General features: G+C 35.4%; 23 protein-coding genes and 1 pseudogene. 7 read left to right on the top strand and 17 right to left on the bottom strand.

Annotation, left to right across the window (positions count from 1 at the left end; all coding sequences use genetic code 11):
- Window positions 1-66: 66 nt before the first annotated feature.
- Window positions 67-3,393, bottom strand: a complete 3,327-nt coding sequence (gene dnaE / locus A6J74_RS21480; RefSeq protein ID WP_000673710.1) for a DNA polymerase III subunit alpha — start codon at window positions 3,391-3,393, stop codon at window positions 67-69.
- Between the two features lie 42 nt (window positions 3,394-3,435).
- On the opposite strand from dnaE, the gene A6J74_RS21475 reads away from it, so the two are divergent.
- Both A6J74_RS21475 and ytrI read left to right on the top strand, forming a co-directional pair.
- Window positions 3,436-3,849, top strand: a complete 414-nt coding sequence (locus A6J74_RS21475; RefSeq protein WP_002034291.1) for a YtrH family sporulation protein — start codon at window positions 3,436-3,438, stop codon at window positions 3,847-3,849.
- Window positions 3,846-4,349: a sporulation membrane protein YtrI gene (gene ytrI, locus A6J74_RS21470; protein ID WP_001265738.1), complete on the top strand. Its 504-nt coding sequence runs from the start codon at window positions 3,846-3,848 to the stop codon at window positions 4,347-4,349. Before A6J74_RS21475 ends, ytrI begins: the two co-directional genes overlap by 4 nt.
- Before the next feature lie 51 nt (window positions 4,350-4,400).
- Here ytrI and A6J74_RS21465 read toward each other — a convergent pair whose 3' ends face one another.
- Complete coding sequence (locus A6J74_RS21465) at window positions 4,401-5,333, bottom strand: DHH family phosphoesterase (RefSeq protein WP_000545155.1); 933 nt, start codon at window positions 5,331-5,333, stop codon at window positions 4,401-4,403.
- A gap of 159 nt (window positions 5,334-5,492) precedes the next feature.
- Between A6J74_RS21465 and A6J74_RS21460 the strand changes: the two genes are divergently transcribed.
- Complete coding sequence (locus A6J74_RS21460) at window positions 5,493-5,798, top strand: YtpI family protein (RefSeq protein WP_001144779.1); 306 nt, start codon at window positions 5,493-5,495, stop codon at window positions 5,796-5,798.
- A gap of 7 nt (window positions 5,799-5,805) precedes the next feature.
- On the opposite strand, the gene A6J74_RS21455 is transcribed toward A6J74_RS21460, so the two are convergent.
- A complete protein-coding gene (locus tag A6J74_RS21455; RefSeq protein WP_000093555.1) occupies window positions 5,806-6,069 on the bottom strand; it encodes a DUF3949 domain-containing protein in 264 nt (87 codons plus the stop codon).
- A gap of 154 nt (window positions 6,070-6,223) precedes the next feature.
- Complete coding sequence (locus A6J74_RS21450; protein ID WP_000201581.1) at window positions 6,224-7,537, bottom strand: DRTGG domain-containing protein; 1,314 nt, start codon at window positions 7,535-7,537, stop codon at window positions 6,224-6,226.
- A 244-nt stretch (window positions 7,538-7,781) separates the two neighbouring features.
- On the opposite strand from A6J74_RS21450, the gene A6J74_RS30075 reads away from it, so the two are divergent.
- The gene (locus tag A6J74_RS30075) at window positions 7,782-7,943 is read left to right on the top strand and encodes a hypothetical protein (RefSeq protein WP_000976100.1); all 162 of its coding nucleotides are present in this window, start codon (window positions 7,782-7,784) and stop codon (window positions 7,941-7,943) included.
- 40 nt (window positions 7,944-7,983) lie between these two features.
- Here the strand turns inward: A6J74_RS30075 and A6J74_RS21440 are convergent, their stop codons facing one another.
- Window positions 7,984-8,667, bottom strand: a complete 684-nt coding sequence (locus tag A6J74_RS21440) for a metal-dependent hydrolase (RefSeq protein ID WP_000868935.1) — start codon at window positions 8,665-8,667, stop codon at window positions 7,984-7,986.
- Between the two features lie 149 nt (window positions 8,668-8,816).
- On the opposite strand from A6J74_RS21440, the gene pepQ reads away from it, so the two are divergent.
- A complete protein-coding gene (gene pepQ / locus A6J74_RS21435; RefSeq protein WP_000994035.1) occupies window positions 8,817-9,914 on the top strand; it encodes a Xaa-Pro dipeptidase in 1,098 nt (365 codons plus the stop codon).
- Between the two features lie 29 nt (window positions 9,915-9,943).
- Here the strand turns inward: pepQ and A6J74_RS21430 are convergent, their stop codons facing one another.
- Both A6J74_RS21430 and A6J74_RS21425 read right to left on the bottom strand, forming a co-directional pair.
- A complete protein-coding gene (locus tag A6J74_RS21430) occupies window positions 9,944-10,306 on the bottom strand; it encodes a DUF3221 domain-containing protein (RefSeq protein WP_000089306.1) in 363 nt (120 codons plus the stop codon).
- A 23-nt stretch (window positions 10,307-10,329) separates the two neighbouring features.
- Window positions 10,330-10,704 carry a hypothetical protein gene (locus A6J74_RS21425; protein ID WP_000831581.1) on the bottom strand — a complete coding sequence of 125 codons (375 nt, stop codon included), beginning with the start codon at window positions 10,702-10,704 and terminating at the stop codon, window positions 10,330-10,332.
- A gap of 191 nt (window positions 10,705-10,895) precedes the next feature.
- Between A6J74_RS21425 and A6J74_RS21420 the strand changes: the two genes are divergently transcribed.
- Window positions 10,896-11,723 carry a DUF2785 domain-containing protein gene (locus tag A6J74_RS21420; RefSeq protein ID WP_000941466.1) on the top strand — a complete coding sequence of 276 codons (828 nt, stop codon included), beginning with the start codon at window positions 10,896-10,898 and terminating at the stop codon, window positions 11,721-11,723.
- Between the two features lie 13 nt (window positions 11,724-11,736).
- Here the strand turns inward: A6J74_RS21420 and A6J74_RS21415 are convergent, their stop codons facing one another.
- The 8 genes and pseudogenes from A6J74_RS21415 to A6J74_RS21385 all read right to left on the bottom strand — a co-directional run bounded on the left by A6J74_RS21415 (window position 11,737) and on the right by A6J74_RS21385 (window position 16,340).
- Window positions 11,737-11,943: a hypothetical protein gene (locus tag A6J74_RS21415; protein ID WP_001248905.1), complete on the bottom strand. Its 207-nt coding sequence runs from the start codon at window positions 11,941-11,943 to the stop codon at window positions 11,737-11,739.
- Between the two features lie 63 nt (window positions 11,944-12,006).
- Window positions 12,007-12,123: pseudogene (locus tag A6J74_RS30800) on the bottom strand (anti sigma factor C-terminal domain-containing protein); the annotation flags it as partial.
- Between the two features lie 143 nt (window positions 12,124-12,266).
- A complete protein-coding gene (locus A6J74_RS21410; protein ID WP_002049183.1) occupies window positions 12,267-12,611 on the bottom strand; it encodes a DUF6176 family protein in 345 nt (114 codons plus the stop codon).
- A gap of 2 nt (window positions 12,612-12,613) precedes the next feature.
- A complete protein-coding gene (locus tag A6J74_RS21405; RefSeq protein WP_001208746.1) occupies window positions 12,614-13,402 on the bottom strand; it encodes a GNAT family N-acetyltransferase in 789 nt (262 codons plus the stop codon).
- Window positions 13,399-13,731 carry a cupin domain-containing protein gene (locus A6J74_RS21400; protein WP_000411489.1) on the bottom strand — a complete coding sequence of 111 codons (333 nt, stop codon included), beginning with the start codon at window positions 13,729-13,731 and terminating at the stop codon, window positions 13,399-13,401. The genes A6J74_RS21405 and A6J74_RS21400 overlap by 4 nt, the downstream gene beginning before the upstream one ends.
- A 152-nt stretch (window positions 13,732-13,883) precedes the next feature.
- Complete coding sequence (locus A6J74_RS21395; RefSeq protein WP_000540692.1) at window positions 13,884-14,093, bottom strand: hypothetical protein; 210 nt, start codon at window positions 14,091-14,093, stop codon at window positions 13,884-13,886.
- 107 nt (window positions 14,094-14,200) lie between these two features.
- Window positions 14,201-15,334 carry an alanine dehydrogenase gene (gene ald, locus A6J74_RS21390; RefSeq protein WP_001219394.1) on the bottom strand — a complete coding sequence of 378 codons (1,134 nt, stop codon included), beginning with the start codon at window positions 15,332-15,334 and terminating at the stop codon, window positions 14,201-14,203.
- A gap of 214 nt (window positions 15,335-15,548) precedes the next feature.
- Window positions 15,549-16,340 carry an SDR family oxidoreductase gene (locus A6J74_RS21385; protein WP_002039744.1) on the bottom strand — a complete coding sequence of 264 codons (792 nt, stop codon included), beginning with the start codon at window positions 16,338-16,340 and terminating at the stop codon, window positions 15,549-15,551.
- Window positions 16,341-16,487: 147 nt separating this feature from the next.
- Here A6J74_RS21385 and A6J74_RS21380 point away from each other — a divergent pair, with 147 nt between their 5' ends.
- Window positions 16,488-16,946 (top strand): universal stress protein, encoded by a 459-nt coding sequence (locus A6J74_RS21380; RefSeq protein ID WP_001066671.1) that lies wholly within the window; start codon window positions 16,488-16,490, stop codon window positions 16,944-16,946.
- 252 nt (window positions 16,947-17,198) lie between these two features.
- Here the strand turns inward: A6J74_RS21380 and A6J74_RS21375 are convergent, their stop codons facing one another.
- Together A6J74_RS21375 and A6J74_RS21370 are read right to left on the bottom strand one after the other, a co-directional pair.
- Complete coding sequence (locus A6J74_RS21375; RefSeq protein ID WP_000250790.1) at window positions 17,199-17,621, bottom strand: VOC family protein; 423 nt, start codon at window positions 17,619-17,621, stop codon at window positions 17,199-17,201.
- Window positions 17,622-17,719: 98 nt separating this feature from the next.
- Complete coding sequence (locus tag A6J74_RS21370) at window positions 17,720-18,415, bottom strand: hypothetical protein (protein ID WP_001252904.1); 696 nt, start codon at window positions 18,413-18,415, stop codon at window positions 17,720-17,722.
- Window positions 18,416-18,460: the final 45 nt, after the last annotated feature.

The raw sequence follows: 18,460 nt of genomic DNA, 5'->3' as shown, positions 1-18,460 counted from the left end.
ATTTCTCCAAGTGGTCTGACCACGAACACTACTACTATAATAATCGAAGTGTAGGGAAATTGTCCATTATATTTTCACAACTACATTCTCTTCCCCGACAATTTCACGAAGTGTTCCTAAGCATTTTTCACTTGGATGAATCGATAAACTTCGAGATAATTGTACCATTTTATGTTCCTTTTCATAATAAATTAGTACTTTCGCAAAACCCGAATAGTCAAACAATATTTTTGTAACCTGATTCAAAAGCTTTTTTTCATACTGAGACGGCAATTTCACGTAAACAGATGCATCTTTCTTTTCTTCATAAACATCCATTTCTTCTAACGGATATAGTCCGTTTACAATCCATTGCAGCTTATGATTTCTTAGCTCAATCGTACCGTCAACTAAAACAATTGCCCCTTCTTGTAACTTGTCTGAGAAATGTATATACGTGTCCGGGAAAACAACCGCTTCCATTTCATCATTTTGATCACAGAATGTAATAAACGCCATCTTTTGCAATTTTTTCGTACGAATGACTCTCACACTTGTTATATACACGATAGCCCTTTGTACTTTTTTCTTATTTCGCATCGCCTGAGCGAGAGATGGAATTTCTAATTCTTTTGCTAACTTCACATACTGCGCTGTCGGATAGCTTGATAAATAAAAGCCAAGTGCTTCCTTTTCTTTATTTAACTGTTCAATAAAAGAGAGCTCTTCTCCTTGTACATATTTTGATTTTGGAACAGCATCCCCTAAATCACGGGCAAGATTTGCGTACTCTAACGCTCCTTTAAGGCTTTTCCATAAATTCGTTCTCGAAATACCAAAATCGTCAAAACATCCCGACCAGACGAACGCCTCTAAATTTCGTTCTGTTACAAACTTCGCTGGCATACGAAGACAAAATTCAAATAAATCCTCAAACATTTTGCTCTCTCGTTCTTCTAACAATGCCGTCACTGTAGCCATTCCGATATTTCGAATTGAAAGTAAGCTGTAACGTATCGCATTCCCTTCTATTTGGAAGTTGTAACCACTCTTCTGAAGTGACGGTGGCAAAACGTGGAAACCTTTCCGCTTCGTTTCTCGTATATACTGCACAATCTTATCTTCATTTCCAATTGCACTTGATAATAATGCTGTCATAAATTCCAACGTATAATTCGCTTTTAAGTAGGCAAGCTGATATCCGATCATACTGTAAGCTACAGCGTGACTTCGGTTAAAACCGTAATTCGCAAATCTTACAATCAAATCGTAAATTTTATCTGCTGATGTCTCATCGTATCCGTTTCGCAAACAACCTTGCACGAAATGCTGACGTTCCTGATCTAAAATATCACGATTTTTTTTACTCACTGCTCGGCGTAATAAATCCGCTTCTCCGAGCGAAAATCCTGCTAACTTCGATGCAATTTGCATAATTTGTTCTTGGTATACAATTACACCGTATGTTCTTTCTAAAATCGGCTTTAAATCCGGATGTAAATATTCAATTTTTCTTTTTCCGTGCTTCGATTCAATAAAGGTTGGGATTTGCTCCATCGGTCCTGGTCTGTATAACGAGTTAACAGCGACAATGTCTTCAAACTCATTCGGTTTTAATCCGCGAAGTACATTTCGCATACCACCTGATTCAAGCTGGAATACCCCCGTTGTATCCCCTCTCCCTAGCAATTGGAACGTCTTTTCATCTTGGAGAGGTAAATTCCTTATATCAATTTCTTTCCCCGTTTTTTTCACAATAAACTTTATAATATTTTCAAGTAACGTTAAATTACGTAAGCCTAAAAAGTCCATCTTGAGCAACCCGAGTTCTTCTAATGCATCAGCAGGATATTGCGTAACATAAACATCGTTATGTCCTTCTTGAATTGCTACACTACCCGTTAACGGTTCTTGACTCATAATAACGCCAGCGGCATGAATAGACGTATGACGAGGTAAGCCTTCTACACGTTTTGCAATTTCAAACACACGCTCATGAAGAAGATTCCCTTGTATAAACTCACGGAGTGATTGTGATTCTTCATATGCATCTTTTAACGTTATACCAAGCTTTGATGGAATAAGTTTTGAAAATATGTCAATGTCTCGCGGCGGAAGTCCCATTACACGAGCAATATCTCTAATTGCTGCTTTCGCTGCAAGCGTCCCAAACGTTACAATTTGCGCCACGCGGAGCTGACCATACTTATCTTTCACATATCGGATCATCTCATCACGTCTTATATCTGGAAAATCGATATCAATGTCCGGAAGGGTCACACGTTCGGGATTTAAAAATCTTTCAAATAACAAATCGTATTCAATCGGATCAATATCTGTAATTTCTAATACGTACGAAACGAGTGAGCCAGCTGCCGATCCACGGCCTGGTCCTGTTAAAATATGATTTTCATGTGCATACTTCATAAAGTCCCATACGATGAGAAAATAATCACTAAATCCCATACTAGAAATGACGTTTAGTTCATGATTCAAACGCTTTATATGCACTTCTTTTGGCGTACCATAACGTTTATGCAAGCCTTCTTCACAAGCACGGCGTAAGTAAGTATCATTCGTCTCGTTAGATGGAACAGGAAATTTCGGTAATTGATTTACATGAAACGGTATTTCTACTTTACAACGTTCTGCAATTTTTACAGTGTTGTAAATCGCCTCTTCCGTGTGAGAAAATAGTGCTTCCATTTCATCCGATGACTTTAAATAATATTGATCCGTTTTGAGCCTCGGCCTGTCTGGATCAGTCATTTTCGTTCCACTTTCAACTGATAGTAAACATTCGTGAACGAGCGCGTCACTTTGATTGATATAGCGCACATCATTTGTTGCAACGACTGGGACATTTACCTTACTAATAAATTCAGGTAATTTTTCTTGCAGGAGCAGTTCATCTTGAATCGCATGATGCTGCAAACTCATATAAAAATTATCGAACATATTTTGATATGTACAAGCTACTTCTTCCGCCTGATCCTCTTTGTCTTCTAATAATAATTGTTCAATTTCCCCATCTTTACCTGGTGAAATAGCAATTAATCCTTTCGCATAATGCGCAAGCCACTTCTTCGGAATACCCTCTTTTGACTTCGTCATAATGCTACTAGAAATCTTTAATAAATTTTGATAGCCTATTTCATCTTCAGCAAGTAAGACGAGCGGATAAGACTTCTCTTCTTCTTCACTAAAAATAGAAGCTGTTAAGCCGATAATAGGCTGTATACCATGTTTCTTACATGCTTTATAAAACGGAATAACGCCATACATAACATTTTCATCCGTAATAGCCAACGATGAAAAACCAAGCTCTTTCGCCCTGACTACAAGCTCATCAATTTTACAAGCACTTTTTAATAAACTAAAAACGGTTTGACATTGTAAATGCACAAACTTCACTGTTGTACCCTCTCTTTACCTATTTGACTACTTTCATTATAGGTGATGAGGAAAGCGGAAATCAAAACATACTTCTCATACTTTGTCCATATATATGAAGAAGAAAGGGGAATGACGATGGATGTAAGAGAACATACTTTTTTCTCTCTGCTTATTATTAGTTATTTTATTGCCTTTGGGGTTATACTTGGCGGTTCATTAATTGGTGGATTTGGTGCGTTTCTTATCGGAAAACCAGCTCTAACTTACATTAATCAATTCGCCCAAAATTTAAGAATTTGGGCACTCGTTGCAGCAATCGGCGGAACATTTGATACCTTTTATAGCTTTGAAAGAAGCTTCTTTGGCGGAGATATGAAAGATATCGTAAAACAAATTCTCCTTATTTTTTTCGCAACTGGCGGTATGCAAACAGGTCTTATTATTATTAAATGGCTAACGCAGGAACATGTATGAGAGTGCCAAGTGCCAATACAGCAAAAAGATGGTACTTAGTTTTAGCTGGCGCTGCTGTTGGAGGCGTGTTGAGCTGGTTTATTTTTTTGTACATATACGGTGTTTTTCAAGAAGAACAATCTAGTAAAATAGCAGAGCAACGAGAAATTATAGAAAAACAAGAAGCAAAGCTCCACGTCCTTCTCGAAGATCAAGAAAAGTTGAACACAGAAAATAAACGTCTCTTAACAATTCAAGAGATTAAAATAAAAATAATAAATCGAGAAAAATATGATTTAGACAATCTAACACTCGAAAATATGACCACTTCTATCCATAATGACCTCCAACATCTTTTAACGAAAAACATTCAAAGTATCGCAAAAAATAAAGACCTACTCAAAAAAGCAATCGAAAACAAAACGTACAAACATTACGATCGTATATACCGCTTTAAAGTCGATACAATTTCTTTTGATACTGTACTTGAAATTAGTATTGATATAGAGAAAGAAAAATAAAGAAGGAGGGCTTAAGTGCCGCTCCTTCTTTTCGTTTTAACATATACTCTCTTATTTACAAATATCACGTAAATCAGCAAACAGACGATCCGCTTCTTCCCAAGAAGATGCCTTTGCACCAGAAGCCATCGGATGTCCTCCGCCGTTATATTGCATTGCTAATTTATTTATAACTGGCCCTTTTGAACGAAGGCGAACACGAATTACATCGTCTTCCTCTAAAAATAGAACCCATGCCTTTAATCCGTCAATATTACCAAGCGCTCCAACAACACCAGATGCTTCAGAAGGAAGTACATCAAATTCTTCTAATACTTCTTTCGTTAATTTAATGTAAGCTGCTCCTTCTTCTACCATCGTAAAGTTTTGTAAAATATAACCGTTTAAACGAGCGATTTTTTCTTTTGTCTTATACATTTCATTGTATAAATCTGTGAATTTCACACCCATATCAACAAGCTCACTTACGTAAAGGAGTGTTTTTGCTGTTGTATTCGGGAATAAGAAACGACCTGTATCTCCAACAATCCCTGCTAAAATAAGGCGAGCTGCTTCTTTTGTTATTTTTAATCCTTTATCTTTTCCATAGTTATAAAACTCATAAATCATTTCACTTGTAGAACTTGCTGTCGTATCTACCCACGTAATATCTCCGTACGGATCTTCATTTGGATGATGATCAATTTTGATTAACATCTTCCCTTTTGTATAGCGTTGATCGTCAACACGTTCTTGGTTCGCAGTATCACAAACGATAACAAGTGCATTTTCGTATACGCTATCTTCAATATTATCCATTACTCGTAAGTATGCTAGTGACGGTTCATTGTACCCAACCGTATAAATATTTTTCTCTGGAAACGATTCTTGCAAAATCGCACCAAGACCGCCTTGTGAACCTAACGCATCTGGATCCGGACGCACATGACGATGAATAATAATTGTCTCAAATTCTTTAATTACTCCTAAAATTTGCTCATGCATATGTATAATCTCCTTTTTATTCAACTTCTTCACTTTATCCTCCATTATAACGGAAAGTATTTCATACATGCGAACAATTGCTTTATAATAAAAATTAGAAAGTTTAGATATTTCTTTTTTCTTCACTATAATTTTCACAAAGCGATGGGAGTGTGCATTATGCCAGTATTAGTCTTCTGTATTATCGTCTCATTTATGTTGTACCTCTTCTACAAAACAAAATACTTTCGTACAAACCGCCCAATGGAAAAAGGTTGGCTCTCAGGAAAATCCGCAATGGCACTCGGTTCATTCGTCTTATTCTTCGGGATAAACCAATTCTTTTTAGAACTTTCAACCGCTCGTATGATCGTCGGTGTTTTATTCGTTCTATTTGGTAGTGCGAGTGCATTTAATGGATTTCGCCAATATAAACATTTCTTTCCATTAGCAGTTAAAGAAGCAGAAGCATATGAAGCAACGTAAAAAAGCATCACCATTGTGATGCTTTTTTACGTCCTCTACTTTTTAAAATCATATATGCAACAAACGCAGAAGGTATATTAAATAGGTTGCCTTGCACATGAAAATGTAATTGTTCCTCTTCAAAAGACATTTTTTCATATAGTTCTCGCTGAGATAATCCTGTACGTTTCCTTTTTTCATGTAAACCTTGTAAATATAAATATTGGATCGGTATCATTACAAGAAAGTAAAATAGTGCGATACCACCAAAGAAGATTATTTCTGATGACATATTGCATACCGCCTCCTCAAAATCCATTTTCTTACAATATAATTGTAACATAGTCTACCATCTAAATAAATTAATATTCTGTCATTTAATATTATATAAATCACTCTCTACATAAAAAAAGATGGAACAAATCAAAACGATTTGTTCCATCTTTTTATTTATCAATCAATTGCACCATAAGTAATGCTTTTCCAACAACATTACCTTCATGGTGTACTTCTACATCAACCTTACCAAATTTACGGCCAATTTCTAATACTTTCGGATGAACGGATACAACATTATCAATCTGAACCGGCTTTACAAAATAAATTGTTAAGTTCTCAACAATTGAATCACTCTTCTTCTGAGCACGAATGACACGGTTTGTTGCTTCTGTCACAATTGTTGTAAATACACCGTAAGATAATGTTCCGATTGAATTCGTCATTTGTGGTGTCACTGAAAATTGATACAAATGCTCATTTTTTGCTTCTTTCGGCGTCATAAATTGATTCGTTACAATATCATCAATCGTTTCACCAACTTGTGGTTGACGCTGAATCATCTGTAATGCCTGAAGTACATCTTGACGACTAATGATACCTTGCAATTTATTTCCATCTTCCACAACAGGAAGTAATTCAATACCTTCCCATACCATCATACGCGCTGCAGCTGCGACAGACATCTTTCCATTTACCGTAATAGGGTGTTTCGTCATCACTTTATCAATTGGTGTATCTTTCGCAACACCAATCATATCTTTCGAAGTTACGATACCTAACACCTTTTTATTTTCATCCACAATTGGATAACGTCCATGCATCGTCTCTTCATTGTACTCATGCCATTTCTGCACGATATCACTAGGCTTTAAATATAGTGTTTCTTCAATCGGTGTTAAAATATCTTCAACGAGTACAATTTCTTTCTTAATAAGTTGATCATAAATCGCGCGGTTAATTAACGTTGCGACCGTAAATGTATCATAGCTACTGGAAATAATCGGCAACTTCAATTCGTCTGCTAACTTTTTCACATGCTCTTCTGTATCAAATCCACCTGTAATTAATACAGCGGCCCCTGTTTCTAATGCTAATTGATGTGCATTCGTACGGTTCCCGATGATAAGCAAGTTCCCCGCTTCTGTATAGCGCATCATCGCTTCTAATTTCATAGCCCCGATTACGAATTTATTTAATGTTTTATGTAGTCCTTCTCTGCCTCCAAGTACTTGACCATCAACAATGTTAACGACTTCTGCATATGTTAGTTTTTCGATATTCTCTTTCTTCTTTTGTTCAATTCGAATTGTTCCGACACGTTCAATTGTACTAACATATCCTTTATTTTCTGCATCTTTAATCGCACGGTAAGCTGTCCCTTCACTTACACTCAAATCTTTCGCAATTTGCCTTACAGAAATTTTATGCCCTACCGGTAGGCTATTAATATGTTCTAAAATTTGATTATGTTTGGTAGCCAAATGGTTTCACCATACTTTCTTTTCCCTAAATTCTTCATGTGTTGTATTCCCAGTATACTATATTTTCAAAACTGTTACACTCTCTCTTTGTATATCTGTACTATTTTTTTTATAACAAAATGACCCTTGCATTCCACTAGTCATTCCATTACAACAATGTAATGCTATTGTCATCTCGTTCGATAGTTCGTCCACACACTTCCATATACAATTAAGACAAGAAATGAAACAAAGGAGCGAATACATGATGAAAAAAATTTTAGAGGTTATAGGCGCAGTATTTTTAGCTTGTGTAGATGGGAAAAAAGTTGCAATGGATTTGAATGAAACTCCTGAACAGCCGCGTTCAAAAAGAGAAGAGTCAACTAAACAAATACAGACTTTAAAAGCTGTACTACACGCATAAAAAGCCCTTCACTTGTCTTTTCAAATGAAGGGTATCTGTTTTATAGCGTAATACTTTCTCCAACTTCTAATACTTTCCCTGTACAATTTTGTAGTTTTTCTACAAATTGATATGGATCCTGTTCAATAACTGGGAACGTATTGTAATGCATCGGTACAACAGTTTTCGCATGAATCCATTTTGCTGCTAAAACAGCATCTTCTGGTCCCATTGTGAAATTATCACCAATTGGTAAAAACGCTATATCTATATCATTCAGTTCCCCAATTAACTTCATATCAGAGAATAGAGCCGTATCCCCTGCATGGTAAACCGTTTTCTCTTCTGCTGTAAATAAAATACCCGCTGGCATACCTGTATATGTAATCGTCTTATTTTCTTCATCAATATAACTAGAGCCGTGGAATGCTTGTGTAAACTTCACTTTTCCGAAGTCAAATTCATGTGAACCACCAATATGCATCGGATGTGTTTCTACACCTTGCCAACTTAAAAATGTCGCTAGTTCAAATGGCGCCACAACAACTGCATTATTTTTCTTCGCAAGCTCTACTGTATCTCCAACATGATCACCATGACCGTGCGATAAAAGAATTGCATCTACTTTTACATCTTCAGCCTTTAAATCTGTTTTCGGATTTCCCGTTAAAAATGGATCAATTAAAATCACTTTTCCATTCGTTTCAATCTTTACAACTGAATGCCCATGATAAGATACTTTCATTATTACATTCCTCCCCTATTCACATTCTCACTTTTTATTCTACATGATTTTTCAATTCCCTGTCTTTTCTAACATCTATTTACTTGTCATAACGCTTTCTTCCGAGGTAAAGTTATATTTGTAATTAAATATCTCGGGGGTGCCAATCGATGAATGCTAGATTAGAAAATTTAATGCAATGGCTAAAAGAAAAAAACGTAGAAGCCGCGTTCTTAACTTCTACACCAAACGTTTTCTACATGACAAACTTCCACTGTGAACCACACGAAAGACTACTTGGTATGTTTGTATTCCAAGAAAAAGAGCCTATTTTAATTTGCCCTAAAATGGAAGAAGGCCAAGCACGTAACGCTGGATGGGCACATGAAATTATCGGATTCACTGATACTGACAGACCATGGGATATGATTGCAAAAGCAATTAAAGACCGTGGCATCAATGCAAATGCAGTTGCAATTGAAAAAGAACATTTAAACGTAGAACGTTACGAAGAATTAACAAAATTATTCCCAAATGCAGCTTTCAAATCAGCAGAGGAAAAAGTTCGCGAGCTTCGTTTAATTAAGGATGAAAAAGAACTTTCTATTTTACGTGAAGCAGCTAAAATGGCAGACTATGCTGTTGAAGTTGGGGTAAATGCAATTAAAGAAAACCGCAGCGAACTAGAAGTATTAGCAATTATTGAACACGAATTAAAAACAAAAGGCATACATAAAATGTCATTCGATACAATGGTATTAGCAGGTGCTAACTCTGCTCTTCCACACGGTATTCCAGGTGCTAACAAAATGAAGCGCGGCGATTTCGTACTATTTGATTTAGGCGTAATTATTGACGGTTATTGCTCTGATATTACACGTACAGTAGCATTCGGTGAACTTTCTGAAGAACAAACTCGCATTTACAACACTGTACTTGCTGGACAACTACAAGCAGTTGAAGCATGTAAACCAGGCGTTACACTTGGCGCAATTGATAATGCTGCTCGTTCTGTTATCGCGGATGCAGGTTACGGAGACTTCTTCCCGCACCGACTTGGTCACGGACTTGGAATTAGCGTTCACGAATATCCAGATGTAAAAGAAGGCAACGATTCTCTATTAAAAGAAGGTATGGTCTTCACAATCGAACCAGGTATTTACGTACCAAACGTAGGTGGCGTTCGTATTGAAGATGATATTTACATCACAAAAGACGGATCAGAAATTTTAACGAAATTCCCGAAAGAATTACAATTTGTAAAATAAGAAAAAGGCAGCTTAATTGCTGCCTTTTTCTATTTTTCTACTACTTTAAATTTCTCTACAATCATTTGTCCTGGGTAACTTTCAAGTATGTGAGAAGACCATACTTTTATTTTATCTCCTGTTTTTAATCGATTAGATGCGTTTTTCTCCTTAAAGCTCAACACTATATCTGATGGATGTTCTTTATTCATTTGTTGTTCTATATAATGTTGCAACTCTACTTTTGTATTAAACGTTTTATCACCGACAAAAAATACCGCATCATTTCTTACTATGACATACCCTTCTTCAGGTACTTTTTTTACCTCTACTTGTTTTGTAGTACACGCTGATAATATGATTAGAAATACACTAAAAAATATATACATAGAAACTCTCATATTCCTACTCATTTTTATCCCTCACTCTATGTTTGCTATTTCCGCTTTAAAACCATCTTCTCTTCATACTTATCATCCCATTTAATCACAATCTCTATCGGTTCATCTTTAGATAGAGGCGCACAACTTACACAAAAAGATTTCATTTCAATCCTTGCTCCTTTATGAACTTCTGACGTTTCTGTCATTGTACTAAAGGTCCCATGAATAGAAATCTCCAAATTTTTAAATTCTGTATTTCCATCTCCGCCCTTATACTGAAACGTAAATATTCCATCTTCACTGTCATCCTTAATATGCCCTTTATATTGCCCCGTCCAACTTTTGCTCTCGCTAGAAAAAGTAACATACGAAATCGAACAACTTCCTAAAAAGAAAATACTTATAAAAAAGAATAATGTTCTCTTCATAATGCCCTCCATTCAAAAGCACTTATTTATCCCGCAGTAACGGGCAGTAAGACCCCAACCTCAAAATTCGGTGAAAGCAAAGAAGTTAGTTGGGGGATGAACCCCCCACTGATTAAAGCTTCACTTTATTGTCTATTTCTTCCTTTTATTATATTATTAAAATGCAGAATTTTCTAAAATAGGAGGTTTATATGTTACAACAACAGTTAGAAGAAATTCGTAATAATAATTACATACTGGACAACACAATTCATATTGATTCTTTAAGTTCCAATATGCTTGAACATATCGGTGTTACTGATAGTTATTTAAGGGATAAACTTATTTACTCTACTTTTTATCATCTCATCAAGAAGGGCTATATTTCACACTCACACTTGCAGAAACTATTATTAGAAAGCATCAGTGATAAATATTTATTGTATAAGATTCATTCGGATGACGAAGATGCGGTATTTACCCGTGCATTTACGACATTATTAATTGCGCTCATTATTGATGCGGATACAAATCATAATTTCTTATCACAGACTGATATATTAAATGTAAAAGATCAATTAATTTTATATATGAACAAAGAGCACGACTTACGAGGCTATGTCCAAGAACGTGGCTGGGCGCATAGTGTCGCTCATGCTTCCGATACATTTGAAGCGCTTGTGAATAGTCCTAAACTGGAAAATTTATATTACGAAGAAATATTACAAACTTTATTAAACAAAGTTTGTGTTCATTCCATCTATTACAAATACGAAGAAGATGAGCGTCTCGTTTATCCAATTGTCGCAATGCTGCAAAATGGCCTAAAGGAAGAAGTACTCATATTAGCCCTTCGTGATTTAGCAACTCAATTACAAGTTCAAAAATCAACACTACATATTGAATCATACGAATTTCTATACGGAAATATAAAAGCTTTCTTACGTAGCTTATTTTTCAGATTACGTACAATATCTATATGTAAGGAAACTGAATACGAAATTGAAAAATTACTACAAGGACTTCGCCAATATTACTAAAAAAGAAGGCCCTTTAAAAAGTGCCTTCTTCTATTTCACTAATATTTAATTGAAATTTTACGATCCAAACTGAGAAAAGGTGGACAAGAAGCGCAAACGCCATACATGCTCCGCTTAAAAAAGTTAGTATAGGATGCGAATACACGTGCCCCAATCCATAGGATATCGCCACGAAAAACATTGTTATGTAAATATAAATTGCTCCATGTATTTGCCTCATATAAACCTCCTTTTCCCATATTATAACATAAATTTTCTGATTATTCACATTAATTACTCGTAATCAATATTTCTCAACTGTTACACCTCTAACAGCAACCTTAATATACGGTAACCCTTGTAAACTTTGTAAATCCTCTATTTTTCCTGTTACGACTACACCGTATATTGGTAGGTCTTTTCATTATAGTTTGTCCTAAAATGCTCTTGAAATCCCCCTTTATTTTCACTTAAAAATATCTAAATACAGCTTTTCTTTTTTAAAATTTTGCATAATAAAAAGCACATCTATTTTAATGTGCTTCTCCAAAAAACACTATTCTATTATTTAATCGCTTCCTTCACAACATCTTGAATCATAACAACTTCTGTTTTCATATCAACAGACGGTGCTTCTTCATCAATACACTCATACCAAAACGCTACATGCTTTTTATCAATTTCATGATGAGAATTTTCGACAAGAGCCCCGCCTTCTCCTTGCACAGAATACCAATATAAGTATTCTTCTCCATCTCTTATTTCCCGGAAAATTGTCTCTACGTACATTTTCTCGTCGTTTAGTGTCAACAGCACTTCTTTCATATTGTCATTAAGAAGCTGCATCCATTCATCTACACGATGACTTTTACCTTGTTTCACTTTAAATCTCGTTAACTCCACATTCATTTTCATTCCCCCATTCTCTTACGTACAAACAAACCATATTCTATTGGATGATGAAAACTTAATTTACTAGCTAATTTTTGCGAAGGAATATTGTCTACATAACAATCCCAACACGGTGTAATATCATTTTGTATACAATGTTCAATGAAACGTGTTGCGACAGCTTGAGCTAACCCTTTCCCTTGATACGCTTCATGCGTCACGATATCAATTTCAGCAAATCCATTCCCACTAAATATCGAAACACATTCCGCTACAGTCATCCCATTTTGTTCTATACAAAATCCAAAACCATCATTCAAAAATGCTTCATTTGATCCCCAATATTCTTTATAATACGCCTGTGTAAATTCATTACTTCGTTCTATATCTCTTCTATCAATACGCTTCACTTCATATGTATTTTTGTTACAATCTCGCTTTCTCTCTTCAAAGGTTACTCTTTGAAATTTCATTCGCGGGATTTTCCGAAGCACATTACTAAAACGCTCTTCTAACATCATTTCCCACTCTTCACTCGAAGTGAACAATGTAAATCTCTTCTCTGTTTTTTCAATGGCCGTTTTTATATACGAAAATACATCTTCGTTATAACTTTCATCTTGCGTATTACCAAATAAATAATGAATGCCATTAGCTGTGATAATTAGTCCTGCTGTTAACTCCTCGTTTGCAAAAACCCTACCATCTATCGTTTGATCACATACTGCATAAGCAAAAGTTGTGGTTCTTGTATTACTTTCTAAAATCGAAAGTATTTTTCTATACTGGGCTACAGATAATTCCCTCATAATTGCTCCACTATAATCGTATCAGCCTCTATATTTTCAAAACAAAGATTTACAGTTCTCTTGAATGCTCTCGTTCTATGAATCGTACATGCTGGAATTAAGATAGAATCATTCGGCTTTAAAACCGCTGTTTCTCCGTCTTGAAAATCGATAAGTAATTCTCCCTCTAATACAATAAATAACTCATCCGAATTAGAATGATAGTGCCAATCATATTCACCAGTAAATACAGCGATTCGTAAGCAATGACTATTTACATTTGAAACGACGAAGTTTTTATGTTGATCTTTTATATCTTTTGTTAAATCTATTAAATTTATCTTTTCCATAGAATCCCCCTCTTTACACCCCTTTATATACTTATCTTTAAATTAGCATAAGAGGCATTTTACTAACAAGAAAAAAATTCCATATGGAAAATTCAAATAAAAAATGACCTCCAATCTCTCCTAACTATAAGAGAAATTAAAGATCATCCTTTCTATTTTATCGGAAATGCACTATCTCCAGCAGAAAGTACACCTTCCATGTAACCTTTTGCAAAATCTGGTAATCCAATGATAAGTACTGCAGTTACAATCCCAATACCAATCCCTCTTAATTTCAGATCATTTTTCTTTTTGCCTACAACCATTGTAATAATTCCTGCTATAAGCAAACCCACTGACAAAATATCATAAATATACCCCATATTGCCCCTCCTATTTACATCTTTATTTCTTTTTATTTTAATTGTACAATGTTCTCCCCTTAAATAAAAGCCCTCCTAATAAAAGGAAGGCTCTACATATATTTCTATTATGATAAAGCAGGAGCTTTTTCAAGAAGCTCTTTTGCATCAGCGTATTGTAAGCCGTGTGCTTCTGCAACTGCTTCGAATGTTACATATCCATCTAATGTGTTAATACCTTTTAGTAATGCAGAATTGCCTAAGCAAGCGTCTTTATAGCCTTTGTTAGCAATTTGTAATGCATATGGTACTGTTACGTTTGTTAATGCAAGAGTTGATGTACGTGGAACCGCACCTGGCATATTTGCAACTGCATAATGAACAACGCCATGTTTTTCGTAAGTTGGGTTGTCATGAGTTGTAATACGGTCAGTTGTTTCGAAAATACCACCTTGGTCAATCGCAATATCTACAACGACAGAACCTGGTTCCATTGATTGAATCATTTCTTCTGTTACAAGTTTTGGCGCTTTTGCACCTGGAATTAATACCGCACCAATAACAAGATCAGATTCTCTTACTGCTTCTGCAATGTTGTAAGGATTAGACATTAACGTTTTTACTTGGTTACCGAAAATGTCATCTAATTGACGAAGACGTTCTGCACTTAAGTCGATGATTGTTACATCTGCACCTAAACCTACTGCAATCTTCGCTGCGTTTGTACCAGCTTGACCACCACCGATAACTGTTACTTTGCCGCGTTTCACCCCTGGAACGCCTGCAAGTAAAATACCTTTACCACCTTTGTTTTTCTCAAGGAACTGTGCACCGATTTGTGCAGACATACGACCAGCTACTTCACTCATAGGTGCAAGTAATGGTAAAGAACGATTGTCTAATTGTACTGTTTCGTATGCAATTGATACCACTTTGTTATCAATTAATGCTTTCGTTAATTCTGGTTCTGGAGCTAAGTGTAAGTATGTGAATAAAATTAAACCTTCGCGGAAATTACCGTATTCACTTGCAACTGGCTCTTTTACCTTCATAACCATATCTTGGTTCCATGCTTCTTCAGCAGTTTCAACAAGTTTCGCACCAGCTTGTACATATTCTTCATCTGTAAAGCCAGATCCTAAACCTGCTCCTTTTTGAACAAAAACTTCATGACCATTTTGTACTAAATGTACTGCTCCCGCTGGCGTCATTGCCACACGGTTTTCATTGTTTTTAATTTCTGTTGGAATACCGATACGCATTATTAGTTCCCCCTTGAGTTATGAAATGACCCCTGAATCATTTTTTAAAGCGCTTTCTACGCCCTTATATTCTAACATAATATCTCAATATTTGACAAAAAAATAACACAAGTTTTCCGATAGATTTAATATTACATGAAAGGACAGTATTATCCGCATCTCTCAGTATGAAGGATAAACTGTCCAATTATTTAAAACTCCATTTTATTTTGTTCTATCGATGTCTATGAATAACATCCACTGCACCAGTCACTTCAATAATTGTACCGGTAATCATATCGGAATCGTCCTCACATAAAAACGAAATCGTTCTTGCGATATCTTCACCTGTTCCAGATCTACCAATTGGTGTGTTATGACTTTTCAGCTGGCGTGCTTCTTGAATTGTCGCCTCTTTCATTTCACCAATAATATCACCAGGACATACCATGTTCGCAGTAATACCGTATTCCGCTTCTTCGTAAGCAACTGTTTTCGTTAATGAAACAAGTCCTACTTTTGCTGCCGCGAAAGCTGAGCGATAAATCCATCCCGGTGCACTATCTGCCCCTTGAAATCCGTAATTAATAATACGGCCAAAGTTCTGTTTTCTCATGACCGGAACGACAAGTTTTAATAAATGAAATACCGCTGTTAAATTGCCCTGAATCATTTCATTCCATTCTTCTTCTTCATAATCGACTAACTTTTTCCGTTCAAATACATATGGACCAGCATTATTAATTAAAAAGTCAATTTTGCCAAAACGGCTCATCGCTTCTTCTACTATTTTATGTAAATCTTCCTTTTTCGTGACATCCGCTTGCACGAATTGTAGACGCTCTTCCATATTTTTATATGTTTCTTTCATCGTTTCCATAGCCGTTATATCGCTATGATATGTTACTGTTACTGAATAGCCTTTAGCCAATAATTTTTCTGTTACTTGCTTTCCTAAACCTTTCGTACCGGCTGTAATGAGCGCATGTCTCACAAAACTGCCCCCTTTTAAATTGCTATAGTTCATATGTAACAAGTTCTCGCACCAATTACAACTAAAATGAATTAAAACAAAGTTTTCAAAATTCTGTAACGTTTCCGACAAGCACATTACCAAAATTTGTTTTATAATAAAGTTGTAAAAGGTAATAAAAATGATTGGGAGGAATTTACTATGAATAATACATATACAAATATTTTAATCGCGGTGGACGGTTCTAAAGAAGCAGAAAAAGCCTTTAAAAAAGCAATTCAAGTCGCAAAACGAAACAATGCAAAATTAACAATTGCTCATATCGTTGATGTAAAAGCATACTCAGCAGTAGAAGCTTATAGCCGCGCAATTGCTGAACGTGCAAATCTATTTGCAGAAGACTTATTAGAAGACTACAAAAAAACTGCGCTTGAAGCTGGCCTTGAAAAAATTGAAACTGTATTAGAATTTGGTAATCCTAAATCTAAAATTTCAAAAGAAATCGCTCCAAACCATAAAGTAGATTTAATTATGTGTGGTGCGACTGGTTTAAATGCTGTTGAGCGTTTCTTAATCGGTAGCGTCTCTGAACATATTATTCGCTATGCGAAATGCGATGTCCTTGTTGTTCGTGGTGATGAGGAGCAAGGTGATCTTTAATTCATAAATAAAACACCGAGTCCACATGTTTTACCGAAGGATACGGAAAATTAAGTTCGAGGCCCGAATGAACAATAAATACATGTTGTTAAACAATGATAATAAACGAAAAAGGAGTGGGTAATCCACTCCTTTTTTTCACGACATGCCTTTATTCATAGGAATAAGTCTGCTCTGTTTTTTCTCTATTCTTGCATGGATTTTAAAATCCTCATTTTTCAATTGATTGTTTAATCAAGTTTACACTGTATTCTACTTAATTCTTTGAACAATTGGATGGTCGTCTTTTAGTTGCAACAAATCCCATAAATTCCCGTATAAATCCTTGAATACTGCAACTATTCCATATTCTTGCTCTTTCGGCTCTCTTACAAATTCTATTCCTCTTGAAATCATTTCATTATAATCTCTCCAAAAATCGTCAGTATTTAAGAAAAGAAAAACTCTGCCGCCTGACTGGTTACCAATAAAAGAATCTTGCTCCGGTTTAGATGCTCTAGCCAGTAATATTGTGGTGCCGACTGAACCAGGAGGTGATACCACTACCCATCTCTTGTTTTGCTCTGGCTGATATATATCTTGGACTAGTGTGAAATTTAGTTTCTTTGTATAGAACTCTATTGCCTCATCGTAGTCTTTTACTACTAATGCGATATGAACTATTGATTGAACCATTATTATCCCTCCTATTATTACTGAATAAGCAAATTATAGTATAACATTTCTTACTTTAATCTATCTGTTAGTTTAATAACATAGGCTCTTGTTTTTCTTCATTTCACATACTTCACTATAAATACAAGACAAACAACCACTACAACAGCTACTGCCAACACATAAGGCGGAAGAAACTTCAAAGACCATAACGCCATCATGATTGTCGCAATCGTTAAGTACGCTTGCTTTGCATCTTCTGTCATTTTTTTACGAAGTAAGAAAACGTACAAATAGCCAATTGGCGGCGTAATAAAGCAAAGAACGTATATGATTTTTGATTTTAAATACCACTTTTGTTCTCCAAGTTTCTTTATATCCCCTTCAATTTTCTTACTCTCTTGTTCTCTCACTTCTTCTACAAGCGGGACTTCCTCTTCTCCTCGCTTTTCTTTCATATAAGGAAGAAAGTGCATAAAAAAATAATATGCGAATACGAACGCTCCAAATCCAATATTTAATCTTTCTAATGGAATATGTTCACTAAAAAAAGCAGCAGTAAGCACTAAAGACAAACAGTACGTCATCATCCAAAATGAACGTTTTCTCTTTTTCCGTTCCATTTCTTTTTTGCCTTGTATATCTTTTCTTTTCGAAAGCCATATAGAAATAAAGCAATCTACTACAAATAGAGCAAAAATAAATATCACAACGTGTACTGTTTCTACATCCTCAAATGAAAAGATATTTGGGAATGCAACATGTAATACAATTAATGTGTACAAAATTAGCCCTATAAAATAAATACGTCTCATTTTCCATCCCTTTCTTATTTCCTAACATTACGTTAACATACATTT

The sequence above is a fragment of the Bacillus sp. FDAARGOS_235 genome, assembly GCF_002073415.2.
GTDB lineage: Bacteria > Bacillota > Bacilli > Bacillales > Bacillaceae_G > Bacillus_A > Bacillus_A toyonensis.
Note: the sequence above shows the minus strand (reverse complement) of the source record. Positions and strands in the feature narration are given on the sequence as shown.

Excerpts from the sequence above, each read along its gene's own strand:
- A6J74_RS21415 (WP_001248905.1), bottom strand. The coding sequence starts at position 11,943 with ATGAGGCAAATACATGGAGCAATTTATATTTACATAACAATGTTTTTC.
- A6J74_RS21465 (WP_000545155.1), bottom strand. The coding sequence starts at position 5,333 with ATGCATGAGCAAATTTTAGGAGTAATTAAAGAATTTGAGACAATTATT.
- A6J74_RS21405 (WP_001208746.1), bottom strand. The coding sequence starts at position 13,402 with ATGAGGGAATTATCTGTAGCCCAGTATAGAAAAATACTTTCGATTTTA.
- pepQ (WP_000994035.1), top strand. The coding sequence starts at position 8,817 with ATGAATGCTAGATTAGAAAATTTAATGCAATGGCTAAAAGAAAAAAAC.
- A6J74_RS21375 (WP_000250790.1), bottom strand. The coding sequence starts at position 17,621 with ATGGTTCAATCAATAGTTCATATCGCATTAGTAGTAAAAGACTACGAT.
- ytrI (WP_001265738.1), top strand. The coding sequence starts at position 3,846 with ATGAGAGTGCCAAGTGCCAATACAGCAAAAAGATGGTACTTAGTTTTA.
- A6J74_RS21395 (WP_000540692.1), bottom strand. The coding sequence starts at position 14,093 with ATGGGGTATATTTATGATATTTTGTCAGTGGGTTTGCTTATAGCAGGA.
- A6J74_RS21460 (WP_001144779.1), top strand. The coding sequence starts at position 5,493 with ATGCCAGTATTAGTCTTCTGTATTATCGTCTCATTTATGTTGTACCTC.
- ald (WP_001219394.1), bottom strand. The coding sequence starts at position 15,334 with ATGCGTATCGGTATTCCAACAGAAATTAAAAACAATGAAAACCGTGTG.
- A6J74_RS21380 (WP_001066671.1), top strand. The coding sequence starts at position 16,488 with ATGAATAATACATATACAAATATTTTAATCGCGGTGGACGGTTCTAAA.
- A6J74_RS21410 (WP_002049183.1), bottom strand. The coding sequence starts at position 12,611 with ATGAATGTGGAGTTAACGAGATTTAAAGTGAAACAAGGTAAAAGTCAT.
- A6J74_RS21440 (WP_000868935.1), bottom strand. The coding sequence starts at position 8,667 with ATGAAAGTATCTTATCATGGGCATTCAGTTGTAAAGATTGAAACGAAT.
- A6J74_RS21425 (WP_000831581.1), bottom strand. The coding sequence starts at position 10,704 with ATGAAGAGAACATTATTCTTTTTTATAAGTATTTTCTTTTTAGGAAGT.
- A6J74_RS21385 (WP_002039744.1), bottom strand. The coding sequence starts at position 16,340 with ATGAACTATAGCAATTTAAAAGGGGGCAGTTTTGTGAGACATGCGCTC.
- A6J74_RS30075 (WP_000976100.1), top strand. The coding sequence starts at position 7,782 with ATGATGAAAAAAATTTTAGAGGTTATAGGCGCAGTATTTTTAGCTTGT.
- A6J74_RS21370 (WP_001252904.1), bottom strand. The coding sequence starts at position 18,415 with ATGAGACGTATTTATTTTATAGGGCTAATTTTGTACACATTAATTGTA.
- A6J74_RS21430 (WP_000089306.1), bottom strand. The coding sequence starts at position 10,306 with ATGAGTAGGAATATGAGAGTTTCTATGTATATATTTTTTAGTGTATTT.
- A6J74_RS21455 (WP_000093555.1), bottom strand. The coding sequence starts at position 6,069 with ATGTCATCAGAAATAATCTTCTTTGGTGGTATCGCACTATTTTACTTT.
- A6J74_RS21400 (WP_000411489.1), bottom strand. The coding sequence starts at position 13,731 with ATGGAAAAGATAAATTTAATAGATTTAACAAAAGATATAAAAGATCAA.
- A6J74_RS21420 (WP_000941466.1), top strand. The coding sequence starts at position 10,896 with ATGTTACAACAACAGTTAGAAGAAATTCGTAATAATAATTACATACTG.